This is a genomic window from Denitromonas iodatirespirans (assembly GCF_018524365.1).
GTDB classification, from domain to species: Bacteria; Pseudomonadota; Gammaproteobacteria; order Burkholderiales; family Rhodocyclaceae; genus Nitrogeniibacter; species Nitrogeniibacter iodatirespirans.
The window spans coordinates 156218-182016 of record NZ_JAEKFT010000007.1 but is presented as its reverse complement, the minus strand read 5'-3'; the positions used below and the strand labels follow the sequence as shown (position 1 = coordinate 182016).

Sequence of the window (25799 nt, the reverse complement as noted above, 5' to 3'; positions counted from 1 at the left end):
CCTCAGGCGGCTTCGAGCATGCCGCTGTGGCGCAGCAGGGCGTCGACCTGCGGCTCGCGGCCGCGGAAGGCGATGAAGGAGTCGAGCGCCGGGCGGCTGCCGCCGACGGCGAGGATCTCGCGCCAGAAGCGTCGGCCGGTTTCCGGATCGAGCAGACTGCCGCGCCCGGCGCCGGCCTCCTCGAAGGCGGCGAAGGCATCGGCGGAGAGCACCTCGGCCCACTTGTAGCTGTAGTAGCCGGCCGAATAGCCGCCAGCGAAGATGTGCGAGAAGCTCAGCGGGAAGCGGTGCCAGGTCGGCGGGAAGGTGACGGCCACCTCGCGGCGCACCTCGTCGAGCAGGGCCAGCACGGTGGCGACCGGCACCGGCTGCTCGGCCTCGATCTCGTGGTAGAGGCGCAGGTCGAAAAGGCTGAACTCGAGCTGGCGCACCATCTGCATGCCGCTCTGGAAGTGGCGCGCGGCGAGCATTTTGTCGAACAGTTCGCTCGGCAGCGTCTCGCCGGTGTTCACATGGGCGCTCATGCCGCTGAGCACATCCCACTCCCAGCAGAAGTTTTCCATGAACTGGCTGGGCAGCTCGACCGCGTCCCACTCGACGCCGTGGATGCCCGAAACCGCCACCTCGTCGACCTCGGTGAGCAGGTGGTGCAGCGCGTGGCCGAATTCGTGGAACAGGGTCAGCACGTCGTCATGGGTCAGCGTGGCGGGCTTGTCGCCGACCGGCGGCGAGAAGTTGCACACCACGTAGGCGACCGGGGTGAGCAGGCGGCTGCCGCTGCGCTGGCGGCTGCGCGCCGAGTCCATCCAGGCGCCGCCGCGCTTGGTGTCGCGCGCATGCAGGTCGAGGTAGAGCTGGCCGATCAGTTGGCCGGTACGCTCGATGCGCAGCACCTTGACCGACGGGTCCCACACCGGCGCGCTGTCATGGCGCAGCTGCACGCCGTAGAGCGATTCGATGACGCCGAACAGCCCGTCGAGCACGCGCGGCTCGGGGAAGTACTGGCGCACCTCGTTCTCGGAGAAGGCGTAGCGCGCCTGGCGCAGCTTTTCGCTGGCGTAGCCCATGTCCCAGGGCTGCAGCTCGGCGAGGCCCAGTTCCTTGGCGGCGAAGGCTTTCAGCTCGGCCAGGTCGCGCTCGGCGTAGGGCTTGGCCTTGGCGCCGAGCTCACGTAGGAAGCCGAGCACCTGTTCGGGGGTTTCGGCCATCTTGGGCACCAGCGACAGCTCGGCGTAGCTGCGGTAGCCGAGCATCTTCGCCTCTTCGGCGGCCAGGGCCAGCAGGCGGCCGATGATCGGGCCGTTGTCCCATTCCGGCTTCCCCAGTTCGGAGGCGCGGATGCCGTTGGCGCGGTACATCGTCTCGCGCAGCCGGGCGCTGTCGGCGTATTGCATCACCGGCAGGTAGGAGGGCATCTGCAGGGTGAACTTCCAGCCCTCGCGGCCGTCCTTCTCGGCGGCGGCGCGGGCGGCGGCGACTACGTCGTCGGGCAGGCCGGCCAGTTCGGCCTCGACGGTAACCCATTCGGCGAAGGCGTTGGTGGCGTCGAGCAGGTTTTCGGAGAACTTGGCGCCGAGCGCCGACTGCTCCTCGCTGATGGCCTTGAAGCGCGGTTTTTGCGCCTCGGGCAGCTCGGCGCCGGAGAGGCGGAAGTCGCGCAGTTCATGGTCGATGATGCGCTGGCGCACCGGCGACAGCGTGGCGTATTCGGCGCTGTCGCGCAGCGCGCGGTACTTGGCGTAGAGCGCTTCGTTCTGCCCCAGATCGGCGTAGAAGCCGCTGATCTCGGGCAGCAGTGCGTTGTAGGCGGCGCGCCACTCGGGGGTGTCCATCACGCTGTGCATGTGGCCGACCACACCCCAGGCGCGACCGAGGTGCTCGGTGGCCTCGGTCATGGGGATCACGAAGCCGTCCCAGGTGGCGGGCGTGGCGTCGGCTTCGAGCTTGGCCAGTGTGTCGCGCGCGGTGTCGAGCAGATGGCGGATGGCCGGTTCGACATCGCTCGGCGTGATGCGGTCGAAGTGGGTGAGGTCGGTGAAGTCGAGCAGCGGATTGTCGGAGACGGCAGACATGGAGGTTCCTGAAAAGGGAATGCGCCGATTGTAGGCAAAGTCCGGCCCGGCTGCGCGACGGACGCGCGGCCGGTACGGGATCAGGTCGGGGCGGAGCCGGGAGAATCAAGAGCCCCCGGCACAGTGGCCGGGGGCAGCGGGCCGAGCTGGGCCCGCTTGGGGTAAGCGGTCAGCGAACCAGGTCGCGATAGGCGTGCCAGGAGGCGTGGCCGAGCAGGGGTAGCAGGATCGCCATGCCGACCATCAGGGTGGCGAAGCCCAGCGCCACGAGGAGGACGATCAGCACTGCCCACACCAGCATCGGCAAGGGATTGAGCGCCACGGCGCGCAGGCTGGTGGCCATGGCGGTGAGCATGTCGGTGTCGCGGCCGATCATCATCGGGATGGCGATCACGGTGGCGCTGAACACCACGGCGGCGAGGATGCCGCCGACCGCGATGTAGGCCAGCACCAGCGCGGTGTACTCGCCGGAGAGGAAGATCGACTGGAAGAAGTTTTCCAGGTCGGGCACGTTGTCGGCATAGAACAGCGCGAAGACCACGGCGGAGACGCGCTCCCAGACGATCAGCAGCAGCGCCAGCAGGATGCCGAAATGGAACAGCACGTCGGCCCGCTGGCGCAGCCCGCTCAGCGAGGCCTTGAGGCTGGTGCGCTCGCCGGCCTCGTGCCGGCGCGAGATCTCGTACAGGCCGGCGGCGGCGAGTGGGCCGATCAGCAGGAAGCCGGAGATCGCGGTGGAGAACAGATAGGGGCGCGGCGCGGCGAACATCAGCAGGAGATAGCCGATGAGCGCGAAAAACAGGCCGTAGGCCAGGCTGGCACCGAGGTTGTCGCGCATGTCGGACCAGCCGCGCTGCAGCCAGTCGAGCGGGCGTTGCGGGGTTACGGCCCGGATGCGGGGTAGGTCGAAATGCTGCGACAGGAAATCGGCGGGTCTATCCATGAACGCGCTCCGGGTCGTGAGGGGAGACCCTCACAATCTAGAACGCGATCCGGCGGAAGGAAAGCTGCATTGCGGCATCGGCGATGCCGCAATGGCGGTCAGCCCAGCGTGCGGCCGGTGAGGCGCTCGTAGGCTTCCACATACTTGGCGCCGGTGCGCTCGGCCACGTCGACGGGCAGGCGCGGGCCGGGGGCGGTCTTGTTCCAGTCGAGCGTCTCGAGATAGTCGCGCACGTACTGCTTGTCGAAGGACGGCGGGCTGATGCCTTCGCGATACTGGTCGGCCGGCCAGAAGCGCGAGGAGTCGGGGGTGAGCGCCTCGTCGATCAGGTGCAGCGTGCCGGCCTTGTCGACGCCGAACTCGAACTTGGTGTCGGCGATGATGATGCCGCGCCCGGCGGCGTAGTTGGCCGCCTCGGTGTAGAGCTGGATGGCCGCCTTGCGCGCTTCTTCGACCAGTTGCGCGCCGTTCTTGCCGGTTCCGGCGAGCAGGCCGGAGAGGGCGGCGGCGGTGCGGGTCTGGGCGTCGGCAAAGGAGATGTTCTCGTCGTGATCGCCCACGTCGGCCTTGGAGGCCGGGGTGAAGATCGGCGCCGGCAGCTTGGCCGCCTGCTTGAGACCGGCCGGCAGCGCGATGCCGCAGATGGCGCCGGTCTGCTGGTAGTCCTTCCAGCCGGAGCCGATCACATAGCCGCGCACCACCGCCTCGATGGGCAGCGGGGTGAGGCGCTTGACCACCAGCGCACGGCCGGCGACCTGGTCGCGCTCGTTGGGCGCCACCACGGTTTCAGGGGCGATGCCGGTGAGCTGGTTGGGCACCACATGGGCCAGACGGTCGAACCAGAAGCCGGCCAGCGCGGTGAGCACCTGGCCTTTGCGCGGGATCGGGTCGGGCAGGATGACGTCGAAGGCGGACAGGCGGTCGGAGGTGACGATGAGCAGCTTTTCGTCGTCGACAGCGTAGATATCGCGCACCTTGCCGCGGGCGAGCAGGGGCAGGGAAGTGATGCTGGACTGGAACAGGGGCGTGGTCATGAATGTCGGCCAGAACGGGGCAAAGCGGAATTATAGCGGCCTCGCGCGTCGCCCGTGGCGTCGGGTGAAGGGCGGCGATCGGCGGTAATCGAATGTAAATCGCCGACGGCGCGCGCATGGCGCCGGATCGGAGGCGGCGGCCGGCGTCGGCAAGGCGTGTCGCGCGGCGGGGCCGAGAGATCCAGATACATTCATGCAGAAATTCTCTCGGCGGCCGCGGTCGAACGGGTGTGAGCGACGGCATTGGGCGCCGTCCGAGGAGGCATCATGAAAACGCATATCACACTCTTGATGGCCGCTTTCCTGATGATCGGGGCGAGCGGTTGCAGTACCTGGGAAGGCATGTCCCACCGCGAACGCAGCGCCGCCATCGGTGCCGGCGTCGGCGGGGTGGCCGGCGCGGTGATGACCGATGGGGGCGTGCTCGGCACGGTCGGCGGTGCCGCCGTCGGCGGGGTGATTGGCGACCAGATTGGTAAATGAGCGGCAAATAAGCGGCAAAATGCGCGGCCAGTGAGGCCGGCGCGGCCTCAGGGCGCGCGCAGCGCCTCGGCCGCCGCCTCGGCGGCGATCCGGTGCGCGACCGGATTCCAGTGGCCGTCGTAGGGGCCGACTTCCAGTGACAGTCCGTTGGCCGCGCGCCAGGCCGCGAAGTGTGGCGCGAGATCGATGACCCGGGCGCCAGCGGCTTCGGCCAGCGTGCGCAGTTGCGCCATCTGCGCCAATTGCCGCGTGATCTCGTCACTGTGGCGACCGCGCGGGCCGTCGATCAGCAAGATTGGCGGTTGCGCAGTGGCCGGTAGCGCGTCGAGAAAACGGGTGACGATCTCGCGCGTCAGCGCCGGGGTCATCGGGTCGGCCTTTGGCCGGCCGCCGGCTGCCACGGCCGGGCGCAGCGATTGCCACAGCCGCGCCGGGTTGAACTTGAGCTGCGAGAACACATACTGCGCCAGCGCCGAGTGCCGCGCCCAGGTCTTGAGCCCGCTGGCCGACGGCCGCGTGAAGGGTTTGAGCGATCCGTCGCGCGGATCGATGCACGGCCCGTGGTGATTGCCCGAGCCGCACAGCACCTGCTGCACATCCCCCAGTTCCAGCACGAACACGAAGCGCTGCACGTTCAGTCGCTCGGCGGCCAGACGCGCGCGTTCGGCGTAGTCGAGCAGGCTGGAGCCGGGTCCGCCCATCGAATACACCGCCGTGCCGTCCAGCGCACGCGACAGCGCCGGGCCGATGCGGTCGTCGGGCGCGAGCATGTTGGCTTCGACGAAGCTGTCGCCGATCACCGCCACAGCGCCCGGGTCGGGGGTGAAATCCTGGTTGTCGACGAAGCCGAAGTTGTTGCTGCGCAGATGGCGCGCGTTCTTCAGGTCCCAGCCGGAGGCCACCGTGAAATCGAGATGAGGCGGGTAGGTGAGGATGGTCGGCGCGACATGGTAGTCGACCATGGTGGCGGTCGACACCGGCAGCAAACGCAGGAGCCCTTCCAGCCCGAGCAGCGTGAGCAGGACCCCGAGCAGCAGCAGGCGGAGCGGGTGCAGGATCTTCATCATCAGAAATTGAAGTAGATGAACGCGCTGGCCGCGTCGCGCGTTTCATTGATGAACACCAGCAGCACGGCCAGCGTGAGCCCCGCGCCGGCGAGCAGGGCGCACAGGCCGGGCCGAGCGCGGGTGCGGCTGAGCAGGGCTTCGCCGATGCGGTTGCTGTTGGGGCACAGGAAGGCCAGCGCGCCCAGCACCGCGCACCACAGCAGGCCGCGCGCGGTGTCGAGCCCGGTGTTCCACAAGAGCGGATGACTGGCGCCGGCCGGGGCGTCGATGGCGGTCATGCCCGTCAGGATACGGCCCGCGGCGGCGAAGCTCTCGGCACGGAAGAACACCCAGCCGACGATCACCGCCAGCATCGTGATGCCCCAGGCAGCCAGCTTGTAGGCGAGCCGCTCGCTCCACTGCGGCACATGGCGCGCCACCGCGGCCCGGAAGGCGTGGTTGATCGCCAGATACAGGCCGTGCAGGCCGCCCCACACCACGAAGGTCCAGGCCGCGCCATGCCACAGGCCGCCGAGCAGCATGGTGATGAACAGGTTCACATAGCGCCGCGCCGGCCCCTTCTGGCTGCCGCCGAGCGGGATGTAGAGATAGTCGCGCAGGAAGGCCGACAGGCTCATGTGCCAGCAGCGCCAGAACTCGGAGATGGAGGTGGCGCGGTAGGGCGAGTTGAAGTTGTAGGGCAGGCGGATGTTGAACATCCATGACAGGCCGATGGCCATGTCGGAGTAGCCGGAGAAGTCGAAGTAGAGCTGGAAGGTGTAGGCCAGCGCGCCGATCCAGGCCTCGACCAGGTCGGGCTGGGCGCCGGCCTGTGCGGCATTGAAGACGGTGTCGGCATAGGGGGAGACACCGTCGGCCAGGACCACTTTCTTGAACAGCCCGAGCGCGAAGATCATCAGCCCGCCGACGAAATTGCCGGGCTTGAAGCGGTCGTTCGCCGTGTCGCGGAACTGCGGCATCATCTGCGCGTGATGCAGCACCGGCCCGGCGATCAGGTGCGGGAAGTAGGTGACGAACAGGCCGTAGTGGGTGAAGGCGAATTCGCGCACGCCTTTCTGGTAGCCGTCGGCCAGAAAGGCGATCTGGGTGAAGGTGAAGAAGGAGATGCCGATCGGCAGCAGCACCTCGCCGATGTGCCAGCCGGTGTCGAAGAGGGCGTTGAGGCTGTCGACGAAGAAATTGGCGTACTTGAAATAGCCCAGCAGCAGCAGGTTGACCGTGACGCCGAGGATCAGCCAGCGCTTGGCCGCCGGGCTGCGCGCGCCGCTGATGGCGATGCGGCGGCCGATGCTGTAGTTCCAGACGATGGAGCCGAGCAGCAGCGCCACGAATTCCGGCATCCAGTAGCCGTAGAAGAACAGCGAGGCGGCGAACAGCCAGCCGGCCGCCAGGGTGCGGTGGCGCTCGGGCAGCAGATAGAAGACAAGGAGGACGAGCGGGAGATAGAGAAATGCAAAGGCCGCGCTGGTGAAGAGCATGGGGCGTTCGGATCTCGATCGGCGGGGGTTCGTGACAGCCTAGCGCACGGGGCGCTCAGCGGGCTGCCTTCTCCCGGGTGAGTGTGCGGTTCGTCATCAATGCCCGTCCGATTCTTCGGCCGCCAGCGCCTTGCGCATGCGCCGCAGGCCGAGTGCGACGGCCGTGGCAATGACCGGAATGGTGATGGCGGTGAGGAGTTCCGGCGTGAGCGGTTCGATCGCGTGCTTGGCGCCCTTGGCCATGTAGTTGACCAGCTGCGAGGCGTAGTAGGTGATGGCGACCACCGACAGGCCCTCGACGGTTTCCTGCAGGCGCAGCTGGAGTTTGGCGCGGCGGTTCATCTGGCCGAGCAGTTCCTGGTTCTGCTGCTGCAGGGCGATGTCCACCCGGGTGCGCAGCAACTGGCTGCTGCGCGCGATGCGGGCGGAGAGTTCTTCCTGCCGGCGGGCGATGGCGGCGCAGGTGTTGATGGCGGGCGCCAGGCGGCGTTCGATGAAGTCGGTGATGTTCGGGTAGCCGGCGTGGCGCTGCTCGCGCAACTCGGCGGTGCGTTGCTGCACCAGCCGGTAATAGGCCGCGGCCGCGCCGAAGCGGTAGGTGGTGCGTGCCACGGCATGCTCGACTTCGGTGGCCAGCCGGGTGAGGCGGGTGAGGATGTCGCGTTCGTCGTTGGCGGTGGCGGTCTGGCCCATGGCGTCCATCAGGTCGGCCAGCTCGTCCTCGGCGGCCTTGAGCGTTCGGCTCACCGACTTGGCCACGGGGAAGGCCATCAGCGCCATCATCCGGTAGGTTTCGATCTCCAGTACACGCTGGAGATTGCGCCCGGCCTGGCGCGGCTCGAGCCCGTCGTCGAGGATCGTGAAGTGCGAGAAGCCGTCATGGATCTGGAAGTCGGTGAGCACCCAGCCGGCACCGTCGGCAAAGCGCGAGACGATCACCGAGCGGTCCGGGTCGGCCAGTCGGGCGGCGTGCGTTTCGGCCGGTTGAAGGCCCCCCGACAGCACCGCCACATGCGAGGCGACCATCAATTTGCCGGGAATCGCCTTGCGCCAGGCAGCCGGCACGGCGAGCAGGGCGGTGGTGTCTTCGGTCTCGGCGTCGTCCACATCGCGCAGGAAGGTGTAGCTGGAGAACTCGTTGTGGCGCTCCCACTTGAGGCGGAATTCGCCGGCATCGAGCAGCAGGTGGCCCTTGCCGGTTTCGGGCAAGGGAATGTCCAGCTGGCGCGCCAGTTGCTGCAGATGGTGGTGTTCCTGGTCACTGCTGCCGTTGTCATGGACGAAGGCCAGGTAGCTGATGCGGGTCGGGCCGCGCAGCGGGACCGGCGGGCGGGCGTGGACTTCGTCGTTGAGGCTCTGCCGGAGGGGATGCTCTTCAAACAGGGTCATGGGCGTGTGCACCGTGATGCGATCGGCGTAGCGCCGGGAAGCGGCCTACTGTAGCAGCCCGATTCCTGCACGGGTAGCGCGGTGACGGGGCGGGTTACATGTCCGACCGGCCGGTCGGCCGATAGCGGCGCAGGAAGCGGACCTTGCCATGGCGCTTGAAGGCGGCCGCATCCCAGTCGCCGGGGGCGAGACGGTGGGCCTGGGCGGGGTGGAAGACATATACCCAGGCGGCCACCATGGCGCCGCCCACGGTGCGCACCTCGACCGCCTCGCGCAGGTAGTGCGCGCCTTCGAAGGCATCGAGACGGGCCAGGGCAGCTGGGCTCACGCCGTGATAGAGCACACCGTCGACGGTAGCGTCGCCGGCCGGGCGGATGCCCGGGTAGTCCTCGCCGCGTACCGGATGGCGGCGGTAGCCGGCCAGGGCGGCGGGCTCGGTGCGGCACGGCTGGCCGGTGACAGCGCGAAAGATGTCTTCGCACATCAGCGAGCCGTAGGTGAAGCAGGCGGTTGGGCGGATCATGTCGGCGCGGGTGTGAAAACGGCACCCGCAGGTGCCGTCGAGTGGGCCGGGCGCAGGGCGCTCAGCGCACCACCTGGGTCAGCTCGCCGGCCTTGTAGCGGGCGGCGATCTTCTCCAGCGACACCGGCTTGATCTGGCTGGCGCGGCCGGCGCAGCCGAAGGCCTCGAAGCGCGCCTTGACCACCAGCTTGGCCGCTTCGCGGGCCGGCTTGAGGTATTCGCGCGGGTCGAACTTGGACGGGTTCTCGAACAGGAACTTGCGGATCGCGCCGGTCATGGCCAGACGGATGTCGGTGTCGATGTTGATCTTGCGCACGCCGTACTTGATGCCCTCGACGATTTCCTCGACCGGCACGCCGTAGGTTTCCTTCATGTCGCCGCCGAACTCGCGGATGATGGCGAGCAGCTCCTGCGGCACCGAGGAGGAGCCGTGCATCACCAGGTGGGTGTTGGGGATGCGGGCGTGGATGGCCTTGATGCGGTCGATGGCGAGGATGTCGCCAGTGGGCTTGCGGGTGAACTTGTAGGCGCCGTGGCTGGTGCCGATGGCGATGGCCAGCGCGTCGCAGTCGGTCAGCTTGACGAAGTCGGCGGCCTGATCGGGGTCGGTGAGCAGCTGCGAGTGATCGAGCTTGCCTTCGGCGCCGATGCCGTCTTCCTCGCCGGCCTCGCCGGTCTCGAGCGAACCGAGGCAGCCCAGTTCGGCCTCGACGGTGACGCCGATGGCATGCGACATCTCGACCACCTTGCGGGTGACCTCGACGTTGTAGTCATACGAGGACGGGGTCTTGCCGTCTTCGAGCAGCGAGCCGTCCATCATCACCGAGGAGAAGCCGGAGCGGATGGCGGTGAGACACACCGCCGGCGACTGGCCGTGGTCCTGGTGCATGACGACCGGGATGTGCGGATAGGCTTCGACGGCGGCATCGATGAGATGGCGCAGGAAGGCTTCGCCGGCATATTTGCGGGCGCCGGCCGAGGCTTGCATGATCACCGGGCTGTCGAGCTCGGACGCCGCTTCCATGATGGCCTGCACCTGTTCCAGGTTGTTGACGTTGAAGGCGGGCAGACCGTAGCTGTGCTCGGCGGCGTGGTCGAGAAGCTGTCGCATGGATACGAGCGGCATGGGGAGTCTCCTGAATGGGGTCGAAGCTGGCCGGGGCGCCGATCGAAGCGCCGGGCCCCGGCGAAATGCGACTATTTTACCGTGAGTGTCGCTGCTGCGGTGCGTCAGCCGTCACACGGGCGGGATGCCCTGGCTCGCCTTGGCCTGACACGCACGGATTTCGGCGTTCAGACCATCGGCATGCGCGTCGGTGCCGCCCCAGGTGTCGAAATGCAGCAACTCCTCAAGCGGCAGGCGCTGGCGCCAGCCGGCCGCTTCGAGCTCGGGCTTGTCGAAGAAATGGCTGACCTTGCCGATGCACAGATAGGCCACCGGCATGATGCGCTCGGGCAACTGCAGAATCTCGCGGATCGCCGACTGGCGGAAAATGCTCACCCAGCCCACGCCGAGGCCCTCGGCGCGCGCGGCCAGCCACAGGTTCTGCACCGCGCACACCGAGCTGTAGATGTCCATCGCCTTGATGTGGGTGCGGCCGATCACCACCGGGCCGGCGCGGTCGCGGTCGCAGGTGATGCACAGGTTGATCGGCGCCTCCAGGATGCCCTGCAGGCGCAGCGTCTTGTACACCTCGCGCTGCTCGCCTTCGAACATGTCGGCGGCCTCGGCGTTGGCCGTGGTGAAGGCGTCGTGCACCCGCTGCTTGACCGCCGCGTCGCGCACCAGCACGAAGCTCCACGGCTGCATGAAGCCGACCGACGGGGCGAAGTGCGCGGCGGTGAGAATCCGCGCCAGCATGTCGTCCGGCACCGGGTCGGGCAGGAACTGGCCGCGCACGTCGCGGCGGGCGAGGATGTTGCGGTAGATGACGGCGCGGTCGGCGTCGCTGAATTGATGGATGGCCTGGTGGCCTTGGGTCGCTTGCATGGAGTCCCCTTGATTCAAGCGCATGGCTCGGCAGCCGGGCCTGACTGCCGAGGTAAACGCTTTCCGGCCGGTCTTCTGACTCGGGTTCGGCGTCTGCCGCGCCTTCCCGCCCGGATCGGGCAGTGGCATATGGCGACAGACATCCCCCTCACAGCGTTGGGCACGTTGCGGAATCGGCGGCCGGGGCAGGCCCCGGCGCCTCACCGCATTCCCGATTCTCCCGTCCTGCGACGGGCACCGGAAAGCGACATGAAAAACGGCCGCCAGTCTAGCAGAGCGCCGCGCCCGGCGGGATCTTGCAGCGCCGCAACGTCAAGCTTGGGAGGGCCGTCCCAGCCCGGCGCCGGGCCGTCCCAAGCCGGGCTGCGCCCCCTCGGGGGGCAGCGCCGGCGCGCAGCGGCAAGCGTGGGGGCCTTCTTAATCCGCGGTGCCGGGCGCGGTGTGTTCGCCGACGCGGACGATCTTGAGCGTGTTGGTGCCGCCGGCGGTGCCGATCGGCTCGCCGATGGTGAGCACGATCAGGTCGCCGTAGGTGACCACGCCCTGGTCGATGAGGATACGCTCGGCTTCCCACAGCAGCATGTCGCGGTCCTGGTGCGGTTGCGACATCAGCAGCGGATACACCTCGCGGTAGAGCGTCATCTGGTTGCGCGCGGATTTTTCCGGCGTGAGGGCGTAGATCGGCACGCCGCTGTTGAGCCGGCTCATCCACAGGGCGGTGGAGCCGGTCTGGGTGAGGGCGGCGATGGCCTTGACCTTGAGGTGGTGGGCGGTCCAGATCGCGGCCATGGCGATGGATTGGTCGATGCGGGTGAAGGTGCGGTTGAGCACGTCGCGGTCGAGCGTCACCTCCGAGGACTTCTCGGCTTCCAGACAGACCCGCGACATGGCTTCGACCACTTCGACCGGGAAGCTGCCGGCGGCGGTCTCGGCCGACAGCATGACGGCGTCGGTGCCGTCGAGCACGGCATTGGCCACATCCGACACCTCTGCGCGGGTCGGCACCGGGCTGGTGATCATCGACTCCATCATCTGGGTGGCGGTGATGGTCAGCTTGTTCTTCTCGCGGGCGGCGCGAATCATCTTCTTTTGCAGCGCGGGCACGGCCGCGTCGCCCACTTCGACGGCCAGGTCGCCGCGCGCCACCATGATGCCGTCCGAGGCATCGAGGATCTCGTCGAGGTTGGCGACCGCCTCGGTGCGTTCGATCTTGGCGATCAAGAGTGCCTTGCCGCCGGCCGCGCGCATCAGCTGGCGCGCCATGTACATGTCGGCCGCGCTCTTGGGAAAGGAGACGGCGATGAAGTCGACGCCGATCTTGGCGGCGGTGCGCACGTCGTCCATGTCCTTGGCGGTCAGCGCCGGGGCCGACAGCCCGCCGCCCTGGCGGTTGATGCCCTTGTTGTTGGAGAGCGTGCCGCCGACGCGCACGCGGCAGTGGATCGCCGTGCCGAGCACTTTTTCGACACCGAGTTTGAGGCGGCCGTCGTCGAGCAGCAGGATGTCGCCCGGCGCCACGTCGCCCGGCAGGTCGGGGTAGTCCAGGCCCACGCGCTTCTCGTCGCCCATCTCGCAGGTGGCGTCGAGGATGAAGGCGGCGTCCTTGACCAGCGTGACCTTGCCCTCGGTGAACTTGCCGACACGGATCTTCGGCCCCTGCAGATCGGCCAGGATGCCTACCGGCCGTCGGGTGCGGGCGCTGACTTCGCGGATCGACTCGGCGCGGGCGATGTGGTCTTCGGCAGTGCCGTGGGAGAAGTTCATGCGCACCACGTCCACGCCGGCGTGCACCATGGATTCGAGCACGGCAGGGTCGGACGAGGCGGGGCCGAGGGTGGCGACGATCTTGGTATGGCGAGACATGAGGTGTCCTGTTCTTGTGGTGTGGGCGATGACAGCCTCACATTCTAGCGGTTGGACTTGACGCCGGCACGACAGCTGCAAGGATGAAGTTGGGGTGTCGGCATCGTGTTGACGTTAACGTCAACGTTGCCTATTGTGTCCGTCATTGTGCGGAAGCGTTGCAGGGGAATCTCATGGAAATGAAGGGCAGTGTTTTTGTCGTCACCGGCGGGGGCTCGGGCCTCGGCGCGGCGACGGCGCAGATGGTGGTCGAGGCCGGCGGCAGCGTGGTGCTGGCCGATGTGAACGCAGAAGCCGGGCAAGCGCGTGCCGCCGAGCTGGGCGCGGCGGCACGCTTCGTGCTGACCGACGTCACCAACGAAGACAGCGCGCGTGCGGCCTTTGCTGCGGCGGCCGAGGCCTTCGGTCCGGTCACCGGCCTGGTCAACTGCGCCGGCGTGGCGCCGGCGGAGAAGGTGGTCGGCCGCGAGGGCGCGCACCGGCTCGAGTCGTTTGCCAAGGTGGTGGGCATCAACCTGGTGGGCACCTTCAACATGATCCGTCTGGCGGCCGAGGCGATGAGCCGGAACACGCCGAACGCCATGGGCGAGCGCGGCGTGATCGTCAGCACCGCCTCGGTGGCGGCCTACGACGGTCAGATCGGTCAGGCGGCCTATGCCGCGTCGAAGGGTGGCGTGGTGGCGCTGACCTTGCCGGTGGCGCGCGAACTGGCGCGAAGCGGCATCCGCGTGATGACCATCGCCCCGGGCATCATGGAAACCCCGATGCTGATGGGCATGCCGGCCGAGGTGCAGGATGCGCTGGGCAAGATGGTGCCTTTCCCCTCGCGCATGGGCAAACCGGCCGAGTACGCGGCCCTGGTGCGCCATATTGCCGAGAACAGCTATCTGAATGGCGAGGTGATCCGCCTGGATGGCGCGATCCGCATGGCGCCGAAGTAAGCCATTGGCGTAGCACGTAAAAAGCGCGGCCCGCGGGTCGCGTTTTTCATGTCCGGCAGGTTTGGGGAGAGTGGGGCAAGTGTGATACAAGGCGTCGGTTGATGCGGCGCAGCGTGCGCCCGTTCGATTTCGAGGTTCATCGTGTCTGATCAAGCCCTGGCTGCCGAAGCCGACAGCCCCGAGTGTTACCACTGCGGGCTGCCCGCGACCGAGGCGATTCGCTACGACGTGGTGATCGACGGCGTCAGCCGGCAGATGTGCTGCGCCGGCTGCCAGGCGGTGGCGCAGGCGATTGTCGACAATGGCTTGACCGACTACTACCGCCATCGCGACGCCTTGCCCGAGTCGCGCAAGGAGGCCTTGCCCGAGGCGCTCGGCGAGCTCGGTCTGTTCGATCATCCGGATTTCCAGAAATCCTTCGTGCGCCCGCTCGGCGCGAACAGCCGCGAGGCCTCGCTCTTGCTCGAGGGCATCACCTGTGCCGCCTGCGTGTGGCTCAACGAGCAGCATGTGGCGCGTCTGCCCGGCGTCGAGGCGATCGAGATCAACTACGCGACGCGCCGCGCCCGGGTGCGCTGGGACGCCGAGCGGGTCAAGTTGTCGGACATCCTCGCGGCGATTCAGGCCATCGGCTACCGCGCCTATCCCTATGACGAGGCGCGCTCCGAGCAGATCGCCCGGCGCGAACGGCGCAGCGCGCTGTGGCGCCTGTTCGTGGCCGGCTTCGGCATGATGCAGGTGATGATGTACGCCATCCCCGCCTATGTGGCCGGCGATGGCGACATGACCGCCGATATCGACCAGCTGCTGCGCTGGGCCAGCCTGGTGCTGACCGTGCCGGTGGTGCTGTATTCGGCTGCGCCCTTCTTCCAGCGCGCCTGGCGCGACATCCGCCTGCGGCGCCTGGGCATGGACGTGCCGGTGGCGCTCGGCGTGGGCAGCGCCTTCGCTGCCAGCTGCTATGCCACGGTGGTGGCCTCGGGCGAGGTGTATTTCGACTCGGTGACCATGTTCGTGTTTTTCCTGCTGTGCGGGCGCTATCTCGAGATGATCGCGCGGCAGAAGGCGGTGCGCGGCGTCGAGGCCCTGGGCAAGGTGCTGCCGGCATTTGCCGAACGGGTGCTGGCCGATGGGTCGGACGAACGGGTGCCGGTGTCGACCCTGGTGCCCGGCGACCGGGTGCGGGTCAAGCCCGGCGAGGCGATTCCGGCCGACGGTGTGGTCGTCGACGGGGGCAGCGCGGCGGACGAGTCGCTGCTCACCGGCGAGAGCCGGCCGATACCCAAGACGATCGGCGATGCCGTCACCGGCGGCAGCCTGAACGTGGCCAGTCCGATGGTCGTCGAGATCCGGCAGGTGGGCGATGCGACCCGTTTGGCGGCCATCCTGCGCCTGATGGAGCGGGCCGCCACCGAAAAGCCGCGTCTGATGCGCCAGGCCGACCGGATCGCCGCCTGGTTCATCGCTGCGCTGATCGTGCTGGCCGTGTCCGCCGGCATCGGCTGGTATCTGGTCGACCCGAGTCGGGCCTTGTGGATCTTCGTCTCGGTGCTGGTGGTCAGCTGCCCCTGCGCCCTTTCGCTGGCCACGCCGGCCGCGCTGACGGTGTCCTCGGACGCCATGGCCCGGCTGGGCGTGCTGGTGACCCGCGGCCATGCCATCGAGGCGCTGGCCAATGCCGACACGATCATGTTCGACAAGACCGGCACGCTCACCGAGGGCGCGGTGCACGTGTCCCGCGTGGTGAGCGCCGAGGGCGTCGATGGCAGCGTGGCGCTGGCGATCGCGGCGGCGCTCGAGCAGGGCTCGGAACACGCCATTGCCTCTGGCGTGCGGGCGGCCTCGACGGGCGTTCGCAAGCAGGCGATGGCCGTCATGGCCGAGACCGGGCGGGGCGTCGAGGGGGTGGTCGACGGTGTGCGCTATCGCATCGGGCGCGAGGATTTCGTCGCGGAACTGGTGGGCATGACGGCTCCGGTCGCGTTGCGCGAGGCCGACGGGGGGATCCAGACCCGCGTCTTCCTGGGGGGCGAAGGCCGTTGGCTGGCAGTGCTGCTGCTGGAGGACGTGACGCGCCCGCACGCCCGCGACGCCATGCAATGGATGAGGACGCATGGCCTGGAGATCGGCATCCTCAGTGGCGATGCGCCGGCAACCGTGCAGGCGTTTGCCGATGCGCTGGGCGTCGGTCGCTACCAGGGCGGCCTGTCGCCGCAGGACAAACACGCCGCCATCGAGGCCTTGCAGGCGCAGGGCCGGGTGGTGGCGATGGTCGGCGACGGGGTCAACGACGCGCCGGTGCTGGCCAAGGCGCATGTGTCGGTGGCGATGGGCGAGGGCACGGAGTTGGCGCGCACGCATGCCGACATCGTTTTGCTCGGCGGCCAGTTGATGGCGCTGACCCACGGTATCGCGTTGGCGCGGCGCACGCTCAAGATCATCCGCCAGAACCTGTTCTGGTCCTTCGGCTACAATTTTGTGGCGATCCCGCTGGCCGTCGCCGGCTGGGTGACGCCCTGGATGGCCGGCATCGGAATGTCCGCCAGTTCTCTCTTCGTCGTCCTCAATGCCTTGCGGCTGCAACGAGTCCGACCGCACCGCGAGTAATCATGGATAGCCTGTACCTGCTGATTCCGCTCTCTGTCGTGCTGGTGTTCGTGATCGGCCTGCTGTTCTGGTGGTCGGTGCGCTCGGGTCAGTTCGACGACCTTGAGGGGCCGGCCTACCGAATGATGATGGACGACGATCGTCCGCCGGCGTCCCCGACCGCCAAGGAAAAATCTGCTCAGCCCGATGCCGGGAAAACGCCGGACAGCGACACCGAACCGCGCTGACGACTGACCGGCGATCGCAAAAAATTTCCAAATTGATCCATGTCAACGCCAACAGTTTTGAGAAAGTCATACTACGCACATGGTTATTGGCACGGGGCCGCAACGAAGCGGCGATTCCGGACCAATCGAACAGTTTCAAGTCTCTCTGTTGGGGTTGGGGGTGCGTGAAAACGCACCCTTTTTTTTCGCCCGTATACTCCTAATCCCCGCAACGTCAAGGCTTTGCGGGCATCTTGCGGTGCAATAGAATATTGACCTGTATCAAAAGCCTTCCCGGGCGTGCGCGTATCCTTCGTCCGGAGCATCGCGGCGATATGTCGCGGTGCAGGGGGGTTCCAGGTTTTTATTCTAAGAGGTGACTCACATGCAATCGCAAGCGACTTACAACTATAAAGTCGTGCGCCAGTTCGCCATCATGACGGTGGTGTGGGGTATTGTGGGCATGCTGGTCGGCGTGATCGTCGCAGCACAGCTCGTATGGCCCGAACTGAACTTCGCCGAGTGGTTCCATTTCGGTCGGCTGCGCCCGCTTCATACCAACGCAGTGATTTTTGCCTTTGGTGGCTGTGCGTTGTTCGCGACGTCCTACTATGTGGTGCAGCGTACGAACCACGTACCCTTGTTCGCGCCCAAGCTGGCGTCGTTTACGTTCTGGGGCTGGCAGCTGATCATCGTGCTCGCCGCGGTCACCTTGCCGTTGGGCATCACCACCAGCAAGGAATACGCCGAGCTCGAGTGGCCGATCGACATCCTGATCGCCGTCGTGTGGGTCTCCTACGCCATCGTCTTCTTCGGCACCATTGCCAAGCGCAAGACCTCGCATATCTATGTGGCCAACTGGTTCTACGGAGCCTTCATCATCGCCGTGGCCCTGCTGCACATCGTCAATAGCGCGGCGATTCCGGTCAGCCTGACCAAGTCCTACTCGGCCTATGCCGGTGTGCAGGACGCGATGATCCAGTGGTGGTACGGCCACAACGCGGTGGGCTTCTTCCTGACCGCCGGCTTCCTGGGCATGATGTACTACTTCGTGCCGAAGCAGGCTGATCGCCCGGTCTATTCCTATCGTCTGTCGGTGGTCCACTTCTGGGCCCTGATCTTCACCTACATGTGGGCGGGTCCGCACCACCTGCACTACACCGCGCTGCCGGACTGGACCCAGTCGGTCGGCATGATCTTCTCGCTGATTCTGCTGGCGCCGTCCTGGGGCGGCATGATCAACGGCATCATGACCCTGTCGGGCGCCTGGCATAAGCTGCGCACCGATCCGATCCTCAAGTTCCTGATCACCTCGTTGTCCTTCTACGGCATGTCGACCTTCGAAGGTCCGATGATGTCGGTGAAGACCGTCAATGCGCTGTCGCACTACACCGACTGGACGGTCGGCCATGTGCACTCCGGCGCGCTGGGCTGGGTGGCCATGGTGTCGATCGGCGCCATCTACTACCTGCTGCCACGTATGTACGGCAAGACCGAGATGTACTCGACCAAGCTGATCACGACCCACTTCTGGATCGCCACCATCGGCGTGGTGCTGTACATCGCCTCGATGTGGATCGCCGGTGTGATGCAGGGTCTGATGTGGCGCGCCACCAACCCGGACGGCACGCTGACCTACTCCTTCGTCGAGTCGGTGAAAGCCAGTTATCCGTTCTGGTCGATCCGTCTGCTTGGCGGTGTGCTCTTCCTCGGCGGCATGCTTCTCATGTTCTACAACATGGTGAAGACGATCGCTGGTCAGAAAGCCTACAGCGCACCGGTGGTCGCGCCGCAGGCCGCACACGCCTAATCCGGAGAGACGAAAATGGCTCAATCGAAGCATGATTTTATCGAGCGCAGCGTCGGCTGGATGATCGTCCTCACGCTGCTGGTGGTGAGCGTCGGCGGTCTGGTCGAGATCGTTCCGCTGTTCTTCCAGAAGTCGACGACCACGCCGGCCAACGAGATGGTCAAGCCGTATGACCCGCTCAGCCTGGTCGGGCGCGACGTCTATATCCGCGAGGGCTGCTACAACTGCCACTCGCAGATGATCCGTCCCTTCCGCGCCGAAACCGAGCGCTATGGGCACTACTCGGTGGCGGGTGAGTTCGTCTATGACCATCCCTTCCAGTGGGGCTCCAAGCGCACCGGGCCGGATCTGGCCCGCGTGGGCGGCCGCTACTCCGACGAATGGCATCGTGTTCACCTGATGAATCCGCGTGACGTGGTGCCCGAGTCGAACATGCCGGCTTTCCCGTGGCTGGAGCGCCCGGTCAACGCCAGTGACATCGAAGACAAGATGCGCTCGCTCAACATGGTTGGCCTGCACAAGTACTCGGACGAGGAGATCGCCGGCGCCAAGGCGGCCCTCCAAGACAAGACCGAGATGGATGCCGTGATCGCGTACCTGCAGGGTATGGGTCTCGCGCTTCAGAACGTGCAGTGACAGGGTGAGGTTGCGTCGTGGAACTCAATGATTTGCGTTCGATCCTGACGGTGCTGGGCTTGGTGTGCTTCCTGGGGATTTGTCTCTGGGCGTACAGCAAGTCGGCCAGGCAGGGGTTTGACGAAGCGGCGCAACTGCCCTTCACCGATGACGATCCGCCGGTCCGGAAAGAGCCGGACCAGCAACGGAAGGAAGGATAAAAAAATGGCTGACTTTGTGAGCGGCTTCTGGAACGCGTACGTCATGGTCCTGGTGGCCCTGAGTATCGCTTTCTGTGTGTTCATTCTCATGTCGAACATGGGCGAGGGTAAGGGCGCCAAGAAGGGCGAGAAGGTCGAACTGCACGGTCACGTGTGGGACGAGACGCTGGCCGAGTACAACAATCCGCTGCCGCAGTGGTGGAAATACCTGTACTGGATCACCGTGTTCTTCGCCATCGTCTATATGGCGGCTTACCCGGGTTTCGGAAATGTCCAGGGCTTCCTGGGCTGGTCGTCGAAAGGCCAGTACGAGGGTGAAATGGCCAAGGCCGAAGCCACCTACGCGCCGATCTTCAAGAAGTATGCGGAGATGGATCTGGCCGCAGTGGCTGCCGATCCGGAAGCCAAGGCCATGGGGCGTCGTCTGTTCCTGACCTACTGCGCTCAGTGCCACGGTGCGGATGCGCGCGGCGCCAAGGGCTTCCCGAATCTGGCCGACAATGACTGGCTGTATGGTGGCGAACCGGACATGATCAAGACCACGATTCTCGGTGGCCGTCAGGGCGTCATGCCGCCGCTGGGCGCCGCGCTGGGCAGCGATGGCACGGAAGATGTGGCCAACTATGTCCGCTCGCTGTCCAATCTGGCGCACGATTCGCTGCGTGCGCAGCGCGGCCAGGAACTGTTCGAGCAGAATTGTGTCGCATGTCACGGTGCCGACGCCAAGGGGATGCACGCCGTGGGCGCGCCGAACCTGACGGATGAAACCTGGCTCTACGGTTCGTCGAAAGCGACCATCATCGAGACCATCACCAAGGGTCGCAGCAACCGTATGCCCGCGTTCGAAGCCTTCCTCGGCAACGACAAGGTGCACTTGCTGGCCGCCTATGTGTATGGCCTGTCCGACAAGGCCGGCGACAAGTAAGGCCGGCACGTCGTTTGTTGGATTGCAGGTATCCCCGGGCGTGCCCCGGGGATATTTGCGGCGACAAAATCAGAATGTAGTGATATAGCGATCATGAACCATCCAGACTCTCAGCCCATCAAGCTCGTCCCGTCCCAAAAGGCCGCCGAAACGGCTGAGCAGGAAGGTTCGCTCTATGAGTCGCGCAAGAAGGTCTATGTGCGCTCCATTTCCGGCGTGTTTGCCAACTGGCGCTGGATTCTGGTGTGGGTCACGCAGCTTCTGTTCTACGGCCTGCCGTGGCTGCAGTGGAATGGCCGGCAGGCCGTGCTGTTCCACCTGGTCGAGCGCAAGTTCTATATCTTCGGCTGGGTGTTCTGGCCGCAGGATGTGTTTTTCCTGGCCATCCTGCTGATCATTTCCGCTTACGCACTGTTCTTCTTCACCGCGATCGCCGGTCGATTGTGGTGCGGCTACGCCTGTCCGCAGACGGTGTATACCGAGATCTTTCTGTGGATCGAGGAGAAGATCGAAGGCGATCGCAACAAGCGCATGAAGCTCGACAAGGCGCCGATGAGCGGGCGCAAGTTCGGGCTCAAGGCTGCCAAGCACACGGCGTGGGCGGTCGTCGCGCTGTGGACCGGCTTTACCTTCGTCGCCTACTTCACGCCGCTCAAGGAGTTGCTGGGCTCGTTCGTGCCCTTCGCCTTCGGCTCGTGGGAGATCTTCTGGATCCTGTTCTACGGCGCCTTCACCTATTTCTTCGCCGGCATCATGCGCGAGCAGGTGTGCAAGTACATGTGCCCCTACGCCCGCTTCCAGGGCGTGATGTTCGACCCCGACACGCTCATCATCACCTACGACGAGGAACGCGGCGAGCCGCGCGGCTCGCGCAAGAAGGGGGTCGATCCGGCCTCGGTGGGCAAGGGCGACTGCATCGATTGCAGCCTCTGTGTCCAGGTCTGTCCGACCGGGATCGACATCCGCAAGGGCCTGCAATACGAGTGCATCGGCTGCGCGGCGTGTATCGATGCCTGCGACGAGGTGATGGACAAGATGAACTATCCGCGTGGCCTGATCCGCTACTCCACCGAAAATGCGCTCAAGAAGCACTGGGGGCGCAAGGAGATCGTCGGCCATGTGATGCGCCCGCGCACCCTGATCTACGGCGGTATCCTGGCGCTGGTGTGCATGGCCTTCGTGTGGGGGCTGGCCACACGCGAACCGCTGCGGGTTGACGTGATCCGCGACCGTGCGACGCTGTCGCGTGAAGTGGCGGGCGGGCTGATCGAGAACGTGTATCAGCTCCAGATCATGAACATGACCGAGGCGCCTCGCAGTTTCGAGGTGTCGGTAAGTGGCCTCGACGGCATCCGGATCGCGGATTTCGGCGGTCAGGTCGAGGTGCCTTCGGCCAGCATGCATGCGCTCACGCTGCAAGTTCGGGTGCCGGTCGACACCGGCGAGCCGGGCTCCTCCAACGTGATCCATTTCGATATCAAGGCGAAGGACGATACGTCCGTTGCCGTCCATGAAGCGTCCACTTTCCTCTTGCCGCGTTGAGTATGAGCATGTCCCTGAACAAATCCGTACAGCCCTGGTTTCGCCAATCGTGGCCCTGGTTCCTGATCGCCCTGCCGGCGACGGCCGTGATTGCCGGGTTCATCACCTTCTGGCTGGCGGTGGAGTCCGACGACGGCCTGGTGGCGGACGACTACTACAAGCAAGGGCTGGCGCTCCAGAAATCGATCGTCCGCGATCACGAGGCCACACGGCTGGGCCTCGCCGCCACGATGCGTTTCGAGGCCGGCCAGGTGAAGCTGACGCTGTCGAGTCGCGATGGCGTGGCGCCCGCGTCGGTGTTCCTGGGGCTGATTCACCCGACCCGCACCGACCTGGATCGCACCCTCTCGCTGGTCGGCGAAAACGGCATATACACAGCAAGCACCGAGGTGCCCGAAGGGCATTGGCAAGTGCTGCTCGAAGACGAGTCCCGCGCATGGCGTTTGACCGGGACCATTGACCTCCCTGCAGAGACAGAAGTGCGCCTCGCGGCGCTCCCCCCTGTGAACTGAAGGAGAAGCATCATGGCTTTGAAGGAATTGTTCAGCACCGATATCGGCTTGCTGAGCGTGTTCACCATTGCGTTCATCATCGGCATGGCGGTTTTCATTGGCCGCTACGTCAAGCAGCATGTGCAGGAAGATGAACGCGCCCACGGTCAGGGACACTAAGCGCCCGGGCTGCTGCGGATCAGACAAGGACCAACGATGAAGCAGATTCTCGTACTTTGGCCGTCGTTTCTGGTGGCCGGCATTGCTGAGATGGTGTTTTTTACGGTGGTGGATCCGCAGCAGCTGTTCCTGTTTGGAAAACCGGTGGATTTTTCGCCGATTGCCACGTACTCGATCGGGTTCTTCGGTTTCTGGCTGGTGTGCGCGGCCTCCAGCCTGCTGACGGTGTTTTTCCAGCGCCCGGGCGAGGACATCAACCGCGCCGGACGCGCTGGCAACTGAGCGTCGCCGACCGCCTAGCGGCCTGACGACGGGCCCACGCCGATCGGCGGCGGGGCGATCGTCACGATGCGTGAAAACAGCGTGCTGAATTCGTTCTCGGCATCGGCGCTGAAGCGCGGATCGCCGTTGTCGCCGAAGGCCTGGCCGATCTCCACCCAGTCGGCGTCCGTCAGGTGTTGCCGGGCCAGCGGCAGCAGGACCTTCTCTTCCAGGGCCATGTGCTGCCACATGGCATCGGCAAACGTGTCGACTGCCTCGCCGAACGCCGCCAAGCCACCCGATTCGCCGGCCTCGTAGGCATCCAGCCGGGTGTGCAGGGCACTGACCAGTCGGGCACCGTCCTCATGCTGTGCCTTGAGTTCGTCGATCACCGCATCGGCTTCGTGGGTGCGCTTGAGCAGGTGGGCGAACAGATAGGCATCTTCCTTGGGGTGATGAAGCCGTTCGGGGAAGTTGTCGATGTAGTGGAGCATGGCCCGCAGGACCTTGAAGTTGGCCTGGGCGCCGTTGCTGCGGGCGTCATTGACCAGGTATTTCAGGCCATGCACGATCGCCGCCAGCGAACGGTGTTCTTCCTGGATGATGTGGATGGCTGCGTTGAACATGACCGGGCTCCGAACGAAGGTGAGATCGTCAAGGACGCAGGGCGGGGAGGGCGCCTCCCCGCGCGTTTGCTTCTCGGATGCCGGCTCAGCGATACACCAGCACCGGGATCCGCGTGTGCGTCAGTACCTTCTGCGTTTCGCTGCCCAGCAACAGGCTGGCCAGGCCCCGGCGGCCGTGAGAGGCCATGAAGATGAGGTCGCAGCCATGGCGCTCGGCGGCGTCGATGATGGCCTCGTAAGGCACCTCGTTGACCGTCGTGTCGGTTGCGCAGGCAACGCCGACCGCCTCGGTCTTGCCGCGGGCGCTGGCGAGGATCTTCTGTGCCTCTTCCTCGGCGCCCTTGGCGAACTGTTCCGGCGTCGTGGGGTCGATCAGGGCACCTTCGCCGTAGATCGGCATCGGGAAGTCCGGCTGGGCATAGAAGTAGGTGATGCGTGCCCCGGTTTCCTTGGCGAAGGAAATGGCACGATTGACGGTGGCCTCGGACAGATCGGACCCGTCGGTGGGGACCAGCAGATGCTTGAACATGGCCTTGCTCCCATTCGAATTGACGTACCGATTATAGTCGTCGCCTGACGAAAACCATGATTGATACCGATCAAATACCGCGTGGGCGAGCCGCGCACAATGAGTCAGCGAGCATGGCACCGAACCACTTTCGGCCGGCCCGCACGCGACACAGGAGAAAATGATGGCTTCGTCTTCAAACGCCGTGGCCGACCGCCATCTGGCGCCGCTCCAACTGGCCGACCAGGCCCTGCGCCGTTGGCATGTGCAGTGGGAGTCGATGATCGATCCGATGGGCCTCTACGCACCCCTCGTCCATGCCCAGTTGGCGTGGCTGTCGCATCCTCAGGAGCTGGCCGAGGCCATGGTCGGCTTTTCCGGTCATCTGTGGGCCCTGCAGTGGCACAGCTACCGGCGCATGGTCGGCGCGTCGAGCGTGGATCCGGTGCAACCCCATGACGACGACACCCGCTTCCGCGATCCGGTGTGGCATGACTCGGTGCCCTGGAACCTCGTCAAATCGTGGTACCTGATGACCACCCGCCATACCCAGGACATGCTGTACGCCACGCCCGGGCTGTCGAGCGGCGAGCGGCGACGGGCGGCCTTCTGGTGGCGGAACTGGCTCAACGCGGTGGCGCCGACCAACTTCCTGATCAGCAATCCGGTGGCGCTGCGCAAGGCCGCCGAGACGCAAGGGCGCAGCCTGCAGGCGGGCTGGCAGAACTTCCTGGACGACATGCAGGCCGGCATGGTGCGCATGAGCGACCCGGACGGCTTCAAGGTGGGCGGCAACCTGGCCACCACGCCGGGCGAAGTGGTGTTTCGCAACCGGCTGGTCGAGGTCATCCACTATGCCCCCACGCGCAGCCGGATCCGGGCCCGGCCGGTGGTGATTGTCACCCCGTGGATCAACAAGTTCTACATCCTCGATCTGACCGAGCGCAAAAGCATGGTCCGCTACCTGCTCGATCAGGGCCTGGACGTCTACATCACCAGCTGGAAGAACCCCGACGCCAGTCTGCGCGAGCTGCGCTTCGACGACTACATCCTCGACGGGGTGCATGCCACCATCGAAGCGGCGCGGGAGCAAAGCGGGCAGCCCAATGTGCACGCCATCGGCTATTGCATCGGCGGCACGGCGCTGGCGGTCTACATGGCCTGGGCCAATCGTCGCTTCGGCGCCGAGGCCATGCCGGTGGCCGACTGGACCTTGTTCACCACCCTGGTCGATTTTCGCAAACCGGGCGACATCGAAGTGTTCGTCGATGAAGGCAGCGTCAATTTCATCAGCGCCGGCATGGCGCGCAAGGGATACCTCGACGGCGGCCAGATGGCCTCGGCCTTCCGCCTGCTGCGCGCCAATTCGCTGATCTGGAACTTCGCCGAGCGCAGCTGGCTGTACGGCGAGAAGCTGCCCGCCTTCGACGTGTTGTTCTGGAACATGGACACCACGCGCATGCCCTACCGCATGCATTCGTGGTACCTGCGCGAGCTCTATCTGCACAACCGGCTGGTCGAGCCGGACGCGCTGACGATCGCCGGCGAGCCGATCGACCTCAATCGCATCACCCAGCCGCTGTACGCCGTGTCGGCCGAAGACGACCACATTGCGCCGTGGCAGCAGACCTTCCGCATCATCCACTTCGTCGCCGCCCCGAAACGCTTCGTGCTGTCCAGCTCGGGGCATATCCTCGGCATCGTCAATCCGCCGACCAAGCCGGCCAAACGCCGCTACTGGGCCGCAACGGCGCATCGCGCCGATCGCTGGGAAGCCTGGCGCGAGCGTGCCACGCCCACCGAAGGCAGCTGGTGGGAAGACTGGATGCGCTGGCTCAAACCGCGCAGCGGCGCCCAGACGCGTGCCCGGCCGGCTGCCGATGCGGCTCACCCCAGCCTGGGTGCCGCGCCCGGCGCCTACGTGCACGAGCACTGAGCCGCGGCGGGGAGAAACATCGGTTGATGCGTGTCAATGCGGTTCAATGCCGGTGCGAGACAATCGATTCCAGCAGTTGCTGGAATTC

Annotated in this window: 25 protein-coding genes and 1 riboswitch; of the genes, 13 read left to right on the top strand and 12 right to left on the bottom strand. The window is 65.9% G+C overall.

Annotated features, from left to right (window positions below; all coding sequences use genetic code 11):
- Nucleotides 1-2 precede the first annotated feature (2 nt).
- The 3 genes from I8J34_RS08855 to I8J34_RS08845 all read right to left on the bottom strand — a co-directional run bounded on the left by I8J34_RS08855 (nucleotide 3) and on the right by I8J34_RS08845 (nucleotide 4049).
- The gene (locus tag I8J34_RS08855) at nucleotides 3-2072 is read right to left on the bottom strand and encodes a M3 family metallopeptidase (RefSeq protein WP_214361033.1); all 2070 of its coding nucleotides are present in this window, start codon (nucleotides 2070-2072) and stop codon (nucleotides 3-5) included.
- A gap of 169 nt (nucleotides 2073-2241) precedes the next feature.
- A complete protein-coding gene (locus I8J34_RS08850; RefSeq protein ID WP_214361032.1) occupies nucleotides 2242-3015 on the bottom strand; it encodes a DUF2189 domain-containing protein in 774 nt (257 codons plus the stop codon).
- A gap of 98 nt (nucleotides 3016-3113) precedes the next feature.
- Complete coding sequence (locus I8J34_RS08845) at nucleotides 3114-4049, bottom strand: phosphoribosylaminoimidazolesuccinocarboxamide synthase (protein WP_214361031.1); 936 nt, start codon at nucleotides 4047-4049, stop codon at nucleotides 3114-3116.
- Nucleotides 4050-4316: 267 nt separating this feature from the next.
- Between I8J34_RS08845 and I8J34_RS08840 the strand changes: the two genes are divergently transcribed.
- Nucleotides 4317-4532: a YMGG-like glycine zipper-containing protein gene (locus I8J34_RS08840; RefSeq protein WP_214361030.1), complete on the top strand. Its 216-nt coding sequence runs from the start codon at nucleotides 4317-4319 to the stop codon at nucleotides 4530-4532.
- 47 nt (nucleotides 4533-4579) lie between these two features.
- Here I8J34_RS08840 and I8J34_RS08835 read toward each other — a convergent pair whose 3' ends face one another.
- The 7 genes from I8J34_RS08835 to pyk form a co-directional block, all read right to left on the bottom strand.
- Nucleotides 4580-5599: an SDR family oxidoreductase gene (locus I8J34_RS08835; RefSeq protein WP_214361029.1), complete on the bottom strand. Its 1020-nt coding sequence runs from the start codon at nucleotides 5597-5599 to the stop codon at nucleotides 4580-4582.
- On the bottom strand, nucleotides 5599-7077 hold the full coding sequence (locus I8J34_RS08830) for an MBOAT family O-acyltransferase (RefSeq protein WP_214361028.1): 1479 nt from the start codon (nucleotides 7075-7077) through the stop codon (nucleotides 5599-5601). Before I8J34_RS08830 ends, I8J34_RS08835 begins: the two co-directional genes overlap by 1 nt.
- 96 nt (nucleotides 7078-7173) lie before the next feature.
- Nucleotides 7174-8466, bottom strand: a complete 1293-nt coding sequence (locus tag I8J34_RS08825; RefSeq protein WP_214361027.1) for a DUF3422 family protein — start codon at nucleotides 8464-8466, stop codon at nucleotides 7174-7176.
- Between the two features lie 94 nt (nucleotides 8467-8560).
- Nucleotides 8561-8989 carry a gamma-glutamylcyclotransferase family protein gene (locus tag I8J34_RS08820; RefSeq protein ID WP_214361026.1) on the bottom strand — a complete coding sequence of 143 codons (429 nt, stop codon included), beginning with the start codon at nucleotides 8987-8989 and terminating at the stop codon, nucleotides 8561-8563.
- A 61-nt stretch (nucleotides 8990-9050) separates the two neighbouring features.
- Nucleotides 9051-10115: a class II fructose-bisphosphate aldolase gene (gene fba / locus I8J34_RS08815; RefSeq protein WP_214361025.1), complete on the bottom strand. Its 1065-nt coding sequence runs from the start codon at nucleotides 10113-10115 to the stop codon at nucleotides 9051-9053.
- A 111-nt stretch (nucleotides 10116-10226) separates the two neighbouring features.
- Nucleotides 10227-10979, bottom strand: coding sequence for a 5,6-dimethylbenzimidazole synthase (gene bluB, locus I8J34_RS08810; RefSeq protein ID WP_230411765.1), 753 nt, complete (start codon nucleotides 10977-10979; stop codon nucleotides 10227-10229).
- A 48-nt stretch (nucleotides 10980-11027) separates the two neighbouring features.
- Nucleotides 11028-11236: riboswitch (cobalamin riboswitch) on the bottom strand.
- 160 nt (nucleotides 11237-11396) lie between these two features.
- Complete coding sequence (gene pyk / locus I8J34_RS08805) at nucleotides 11397-12842, bottom strand: pyruvate kinase (protein ID WP_214361023.1); 1446 nt, start codon at nucleotides 12840-12842, stop codon at nucleotides 11397-11399.
- Between the two features lie 173 nt (nucleotides 12843-13015).
- Here pyk and I8J34_RS08800 point away from each other — a divergent pair, with 173 nt between their 5' ends.
- From I8J34_RS08800 to I8J34_RS08750, 11 genes are all read left to right on the top strand, one after another.
- The gene (locus I8J34_RS08800; RefSeq protein ID WP_214361022.1) at nucleotides 13016-13783 is read left to right on the top strand and encodes a 3-hydroxyacyl-CoA dehydrogenase; all 768 of its coding nucleotides are present in this window, start codon (nucleotides 13016-13018) and stop codon (nucleotides 13781-13783) included.
- Between the two features lie 138 nt (nucleotides 13784-13921).
- Nucleotides 13922-16390 carry a heavy metal translocating P-type ATPase gene (locus I8J34_RS08795; RefSeq protein ID WP_214361057.1) on the top strand — a complete coding sequence of 823 codons (2469 nt, stop codon included), beginning with the start codon at nucleotides 13922-13924 and terminating at the stop codon, nucleotides 16388-16390.
- Between the two features lie 2 nt (nucleotides 16391-16392).
- Nucleotides 16393-16617, top strand: a complete 225-nt coding sequence (ccoS, locus tag I8J34_RS08790) for a cbb3-type cytochrome oxidase assembly protein CcoS (RefSeq protein WP_214361021.1) — start codon at nucleotides 16393-16395, stop codon at nucleotides 16615-16617.
- 364 nt (nucleotides 16618-16981) lie between these two features.
- Nucleotides 16982-18406 (top strand): cytochrome-c oxidase, cbb3-type subunit I, encoded by a 1425-nt coding sequence (gene ccoN, locus I8J34_RS08785; RefSeq protein ID WP_214361020.1) that lies wholly within the window; start codon nucleotides 16982-16984, stop codon nucleotides 18404-18406.
- A 15-nt stretch (nucleotides 18407-18421) separates the two neighbouring features.
- The gene (gene ccoO / locus I8J34_RS08780; protein ID WP_214361019.1) at nucleotides 18422-19042 is read left to right on the top strand and encodes a cytochrome-c oxidase, cbb3-type subunit II; all 621 of its coding nucleotides are present in this window, start codon (nucleotides 18422-18424) and stop codon (nucleotides 19040-19042) included.
- A gap of 17 nt (nucleotides 19043-19059) precedes the next feature.
- Nucleotides 19060-19242 carry a cbb3-type cytochrome oxidase subunit 3 gene (locus tag I8J34_RS08775; RefSeq protein ID WP_214361018.1) on the top strand — a complete coding sequence of 61 codons (183 nt, stop codon included), beginning with the start codon at nucleotides 19060-19062 and terminating at the stop codon, nucleotides 19240-19242.
- A 4-nt stretch (nucleotides 19243-19246) separates the two neighbouring features.
- Entirely contained in the window at nucleotides 19247-20167 is a 921-nt protein-coding gene (ccoP, locus tag I8J34_RS08770) for a cytochrome-c oxidase, cbb3-type subunit III (protein ID WP_214361017.1), read from the top strand.
- Between the two features lie 93 nt (nucleotides 20168-20260).
- Nucleotides 20261-21709 carry a cytochrome c oxidase accessory protein CcoG gene (gene ccoG / locus I8J34_RS08765; protein WP_214361016.1) on the top strand — a complete coding sequence of 483 codons (1449 nt, stop codon included), beginning with the start codon at nucleotides 20261-20263 and terminating at the stop codon, nucleotides 21707-21709.
- Nucleotides 21710-21717: 8 nt separating this feature from the next.
- Nucleotides 21718-22221, top strand: a complete 504-nt coding sequence (locus I8J34_RS08760) for a FixH family protein (RefSeq protein ID WP_214361015.1) — start codon at nucleotides 21718-21720, stop codon at nucleotides 22219-22221.
- A 12-nt stretch (nucleotides 22222-22233) separates the two neighbouring features.
- Nucleotides 22234-22380, top strand: coding sequence for a DUF3149 domain-containing protein (locus I8J34_RS08755; RefSeq protein ID WP_214361014.1), 147 nt, complete (start codon nucleotides 22234-22236; stop codon nucleotides 22378-22380).
- A gap of 36 nt (nucleotides 22381-22416) precedes the next feature.
- Nucleotides 22417-22662 carry a hypothetical protein gene (locus I8J34_RS08750; protein ID WP_214361013.1) on the top strand — a complete coding sequence of 82 codons (246 nt, stop codon included), beginning with the start codon at nucleotides 22417-22419 and terminating at the stop codon, nucleotides 22660-22662.
- Nucleotides 22663-22676: 14 nt separating this feature from the next.
- Here the strand turns inward: I8J34_RS08750 and I8J34_RS08745 are convergent, their stop codons facing one another.
- A complete protein-coding gene (locus tag I8J34_RS08745) occupies nucleotides 22677-23267 on the bottom strand; it encodes a hemerythrin domain-containing protein (RefSeq protein ID WP_214361012.1) in 591 nt (196 codons plus the stop codon).
- An 85-nt stretch (nucleotides 23268-23352) separates the two neighbouring features.
- A complete protein-coding gene (locus tag I8J34_RS08740; protein ID WP_214361011.1) occupies nucleotides 23353-23796 on the bottom strand; it encodes a universal stress protein in 444 nt (147 codons plus the stop codon).
- A 259-nt stretch (nucleotides 23797-24055) separates the two neighbouring features.
- On the opposite strand from I8J34_RS08740, the gene I8J34_RS08735 reads away from it, so the two are divergent.
- Complete coding sequence (locus tag I8J34_RS08735) at nucleotides 24056-25711, top strand: PHA/PHB synthase family protein (protein WP_214361056.1); 1656 nt, start codon at nucleotides 24056-24058, stop codon at nucleotides 25709-25711.
- The last annotated feature ends 88 nt before the right edge of the window (nucleotides 25712-25799 follow it).

Coding starts and splice junctions, on each gene's coding strand:
- bluB (WP_230411765.1), bottom strand. CDS start 10,979: ATGCAAGCGACCCAAGGCCACCAGGCCATCCATCAATTCAGCGACGCC.
- I8J34_RS08840 (WP_214361030.1), top strand. CDS start 4,317: ATGAAAACGCATATCACACTCTTGATGGCCGCTTTCCTGATGATCGGG.
- fba (WP_214361025.1), bottom strand. CDS start 10,115: ATGCCGCTCGTATCCATGCGACAGCTTCTCGACCACGCCGCCGAGCAC.
- I8J34_RS08845 (WP_214361031.1), bottom strand. CDS start 4,049: ATGACCACGCCCCTGTTCCAGTCCAGCATCACTTCCCTGCCCCTGCTC.
- I8J34_RS08760 (WP_214361015.1), top strand. CDS start 21,718: ATGTCCCTGAACAAATCCGTACAGCCCTGGTTTCGCCAATCGTGGCCC.
- I8J34_RS08755 (WP_214361014.1), top strand. CDS start 22,234: ATGGCTTTGAAGGAATTGTTCAGCACCGATATCGGCTTGCTGAGCGTG.
- I8J34_RS08735 (WP_214361056.1), top strand. CDS start 24,056: ATGATCGATCCGATGGGCCTCTACGCACCCCTCGTCCATGCCCAGTTG.
- I8J34_RS08835 (WP_214361029.1), bottom strand. CDS start 5,599: ATGATGAAGATCCTGCACCCGCTCCGCCTGCTGCTGCTCGGGGTCCTG.
- ccoP (WP_214361017.1), top strand. CDS start 19,247: ATGGCTGACTTTGTGAGCGGCTTCTGGAACGCGTACGTCATGGTCCTG.
- ccoN (WP_214361020.1), top strand. CDS start 16,982: ATGCAATCGCAAGCGACTTACAACTATAAAGTCGTGCGCCAGTTCGCC.
- I8J34_RS08820 (WP_214361026.1), bottom strand. CDS start 8,989: ATGATCCGCCCAACCGCCTGCTTCACCTACGGCTCGCTGATGTGCGAA.
- ccoO (WP_214361019.1), top strand. CDS start 18,422: ATGGCTCAATCGAAGCATGATTTTATCGAGCGCAGCGTCGGCTGGATG.
- I8J34_RS08740 (WP_214361011.1), bottom strand. CDS start 23,796: ATGTTCAAGCATCTGCTGGTCCCCACCGACGGGTCCGATCTGTCCGAG.
- I8J34_RS08800 (WP_214361022.1), top strand. CDS start 13,016: ATGGAAATGAAGGGCAGTGTTTTTGTCGTCACCGGCGGGGGCTCGGGC.
- ccoG (WP_214361016.1), top strand. CDS start 20,261: ATGAACCATCCAGACTCTCAGCCCATCAAGCTCGTCCCGTCCCAAAAG.
- ccoS (WP_214361021.1), top strand. CDS start 16,393: ATGGATAGCCTGTACCTGCTGATTCCGCTCTCTGTCGTGCTGGTGTTC.
- I8J34_RS08850 (WP_214361032.1), bottom strand. CDS start 3,015: ATGGATAGACCCGCCGATTTCCTGTCGCAGCATTTCGACCTACCCCGC.
- I8J34_RS08830 (WP_214361028.1), bottom strand. CDS start 7,077: ATGCTCTTCACCAGCGCGGCCTTTGCATTTCTCTATCTCCCGCTCGTC.
- pyk (WP_214361023.1), bottom strand. CDS start 12,842: ATGTCTCGCCATACCAAGATCGTCGCCACCCTCGGCCCCGCCTCGTCC.
- I8J34_RS08855 (WP_214361033.1), bottom strand. CDS start 2,072: ATGTCTGCCGTCTCCGACAATCCGCTGCTCGACTTCACCGACCTCACC.
- I8J34_RS08750 (WP_214361013.1), top strand. CDS start 22,417: ATGAAGCAGATTCTCGTACTTTGGCCGTCGTTTCTGGTGGCCGGCATT.
- I8J34_RS08745 (WP_214361012.1), bottom strand. CDS start 23,267: ATGTTCAACGCAGCCATCCACATCATCCAGGAAGAACACCGTTCGCTG.
- I8J34_RS08825 (WP_214361027.1), bottom strand. CDS start 8,466: ATGACCCTGTTTGAAGAGCATCCCCTCCGGCAGAGCCTCAACGACGAA.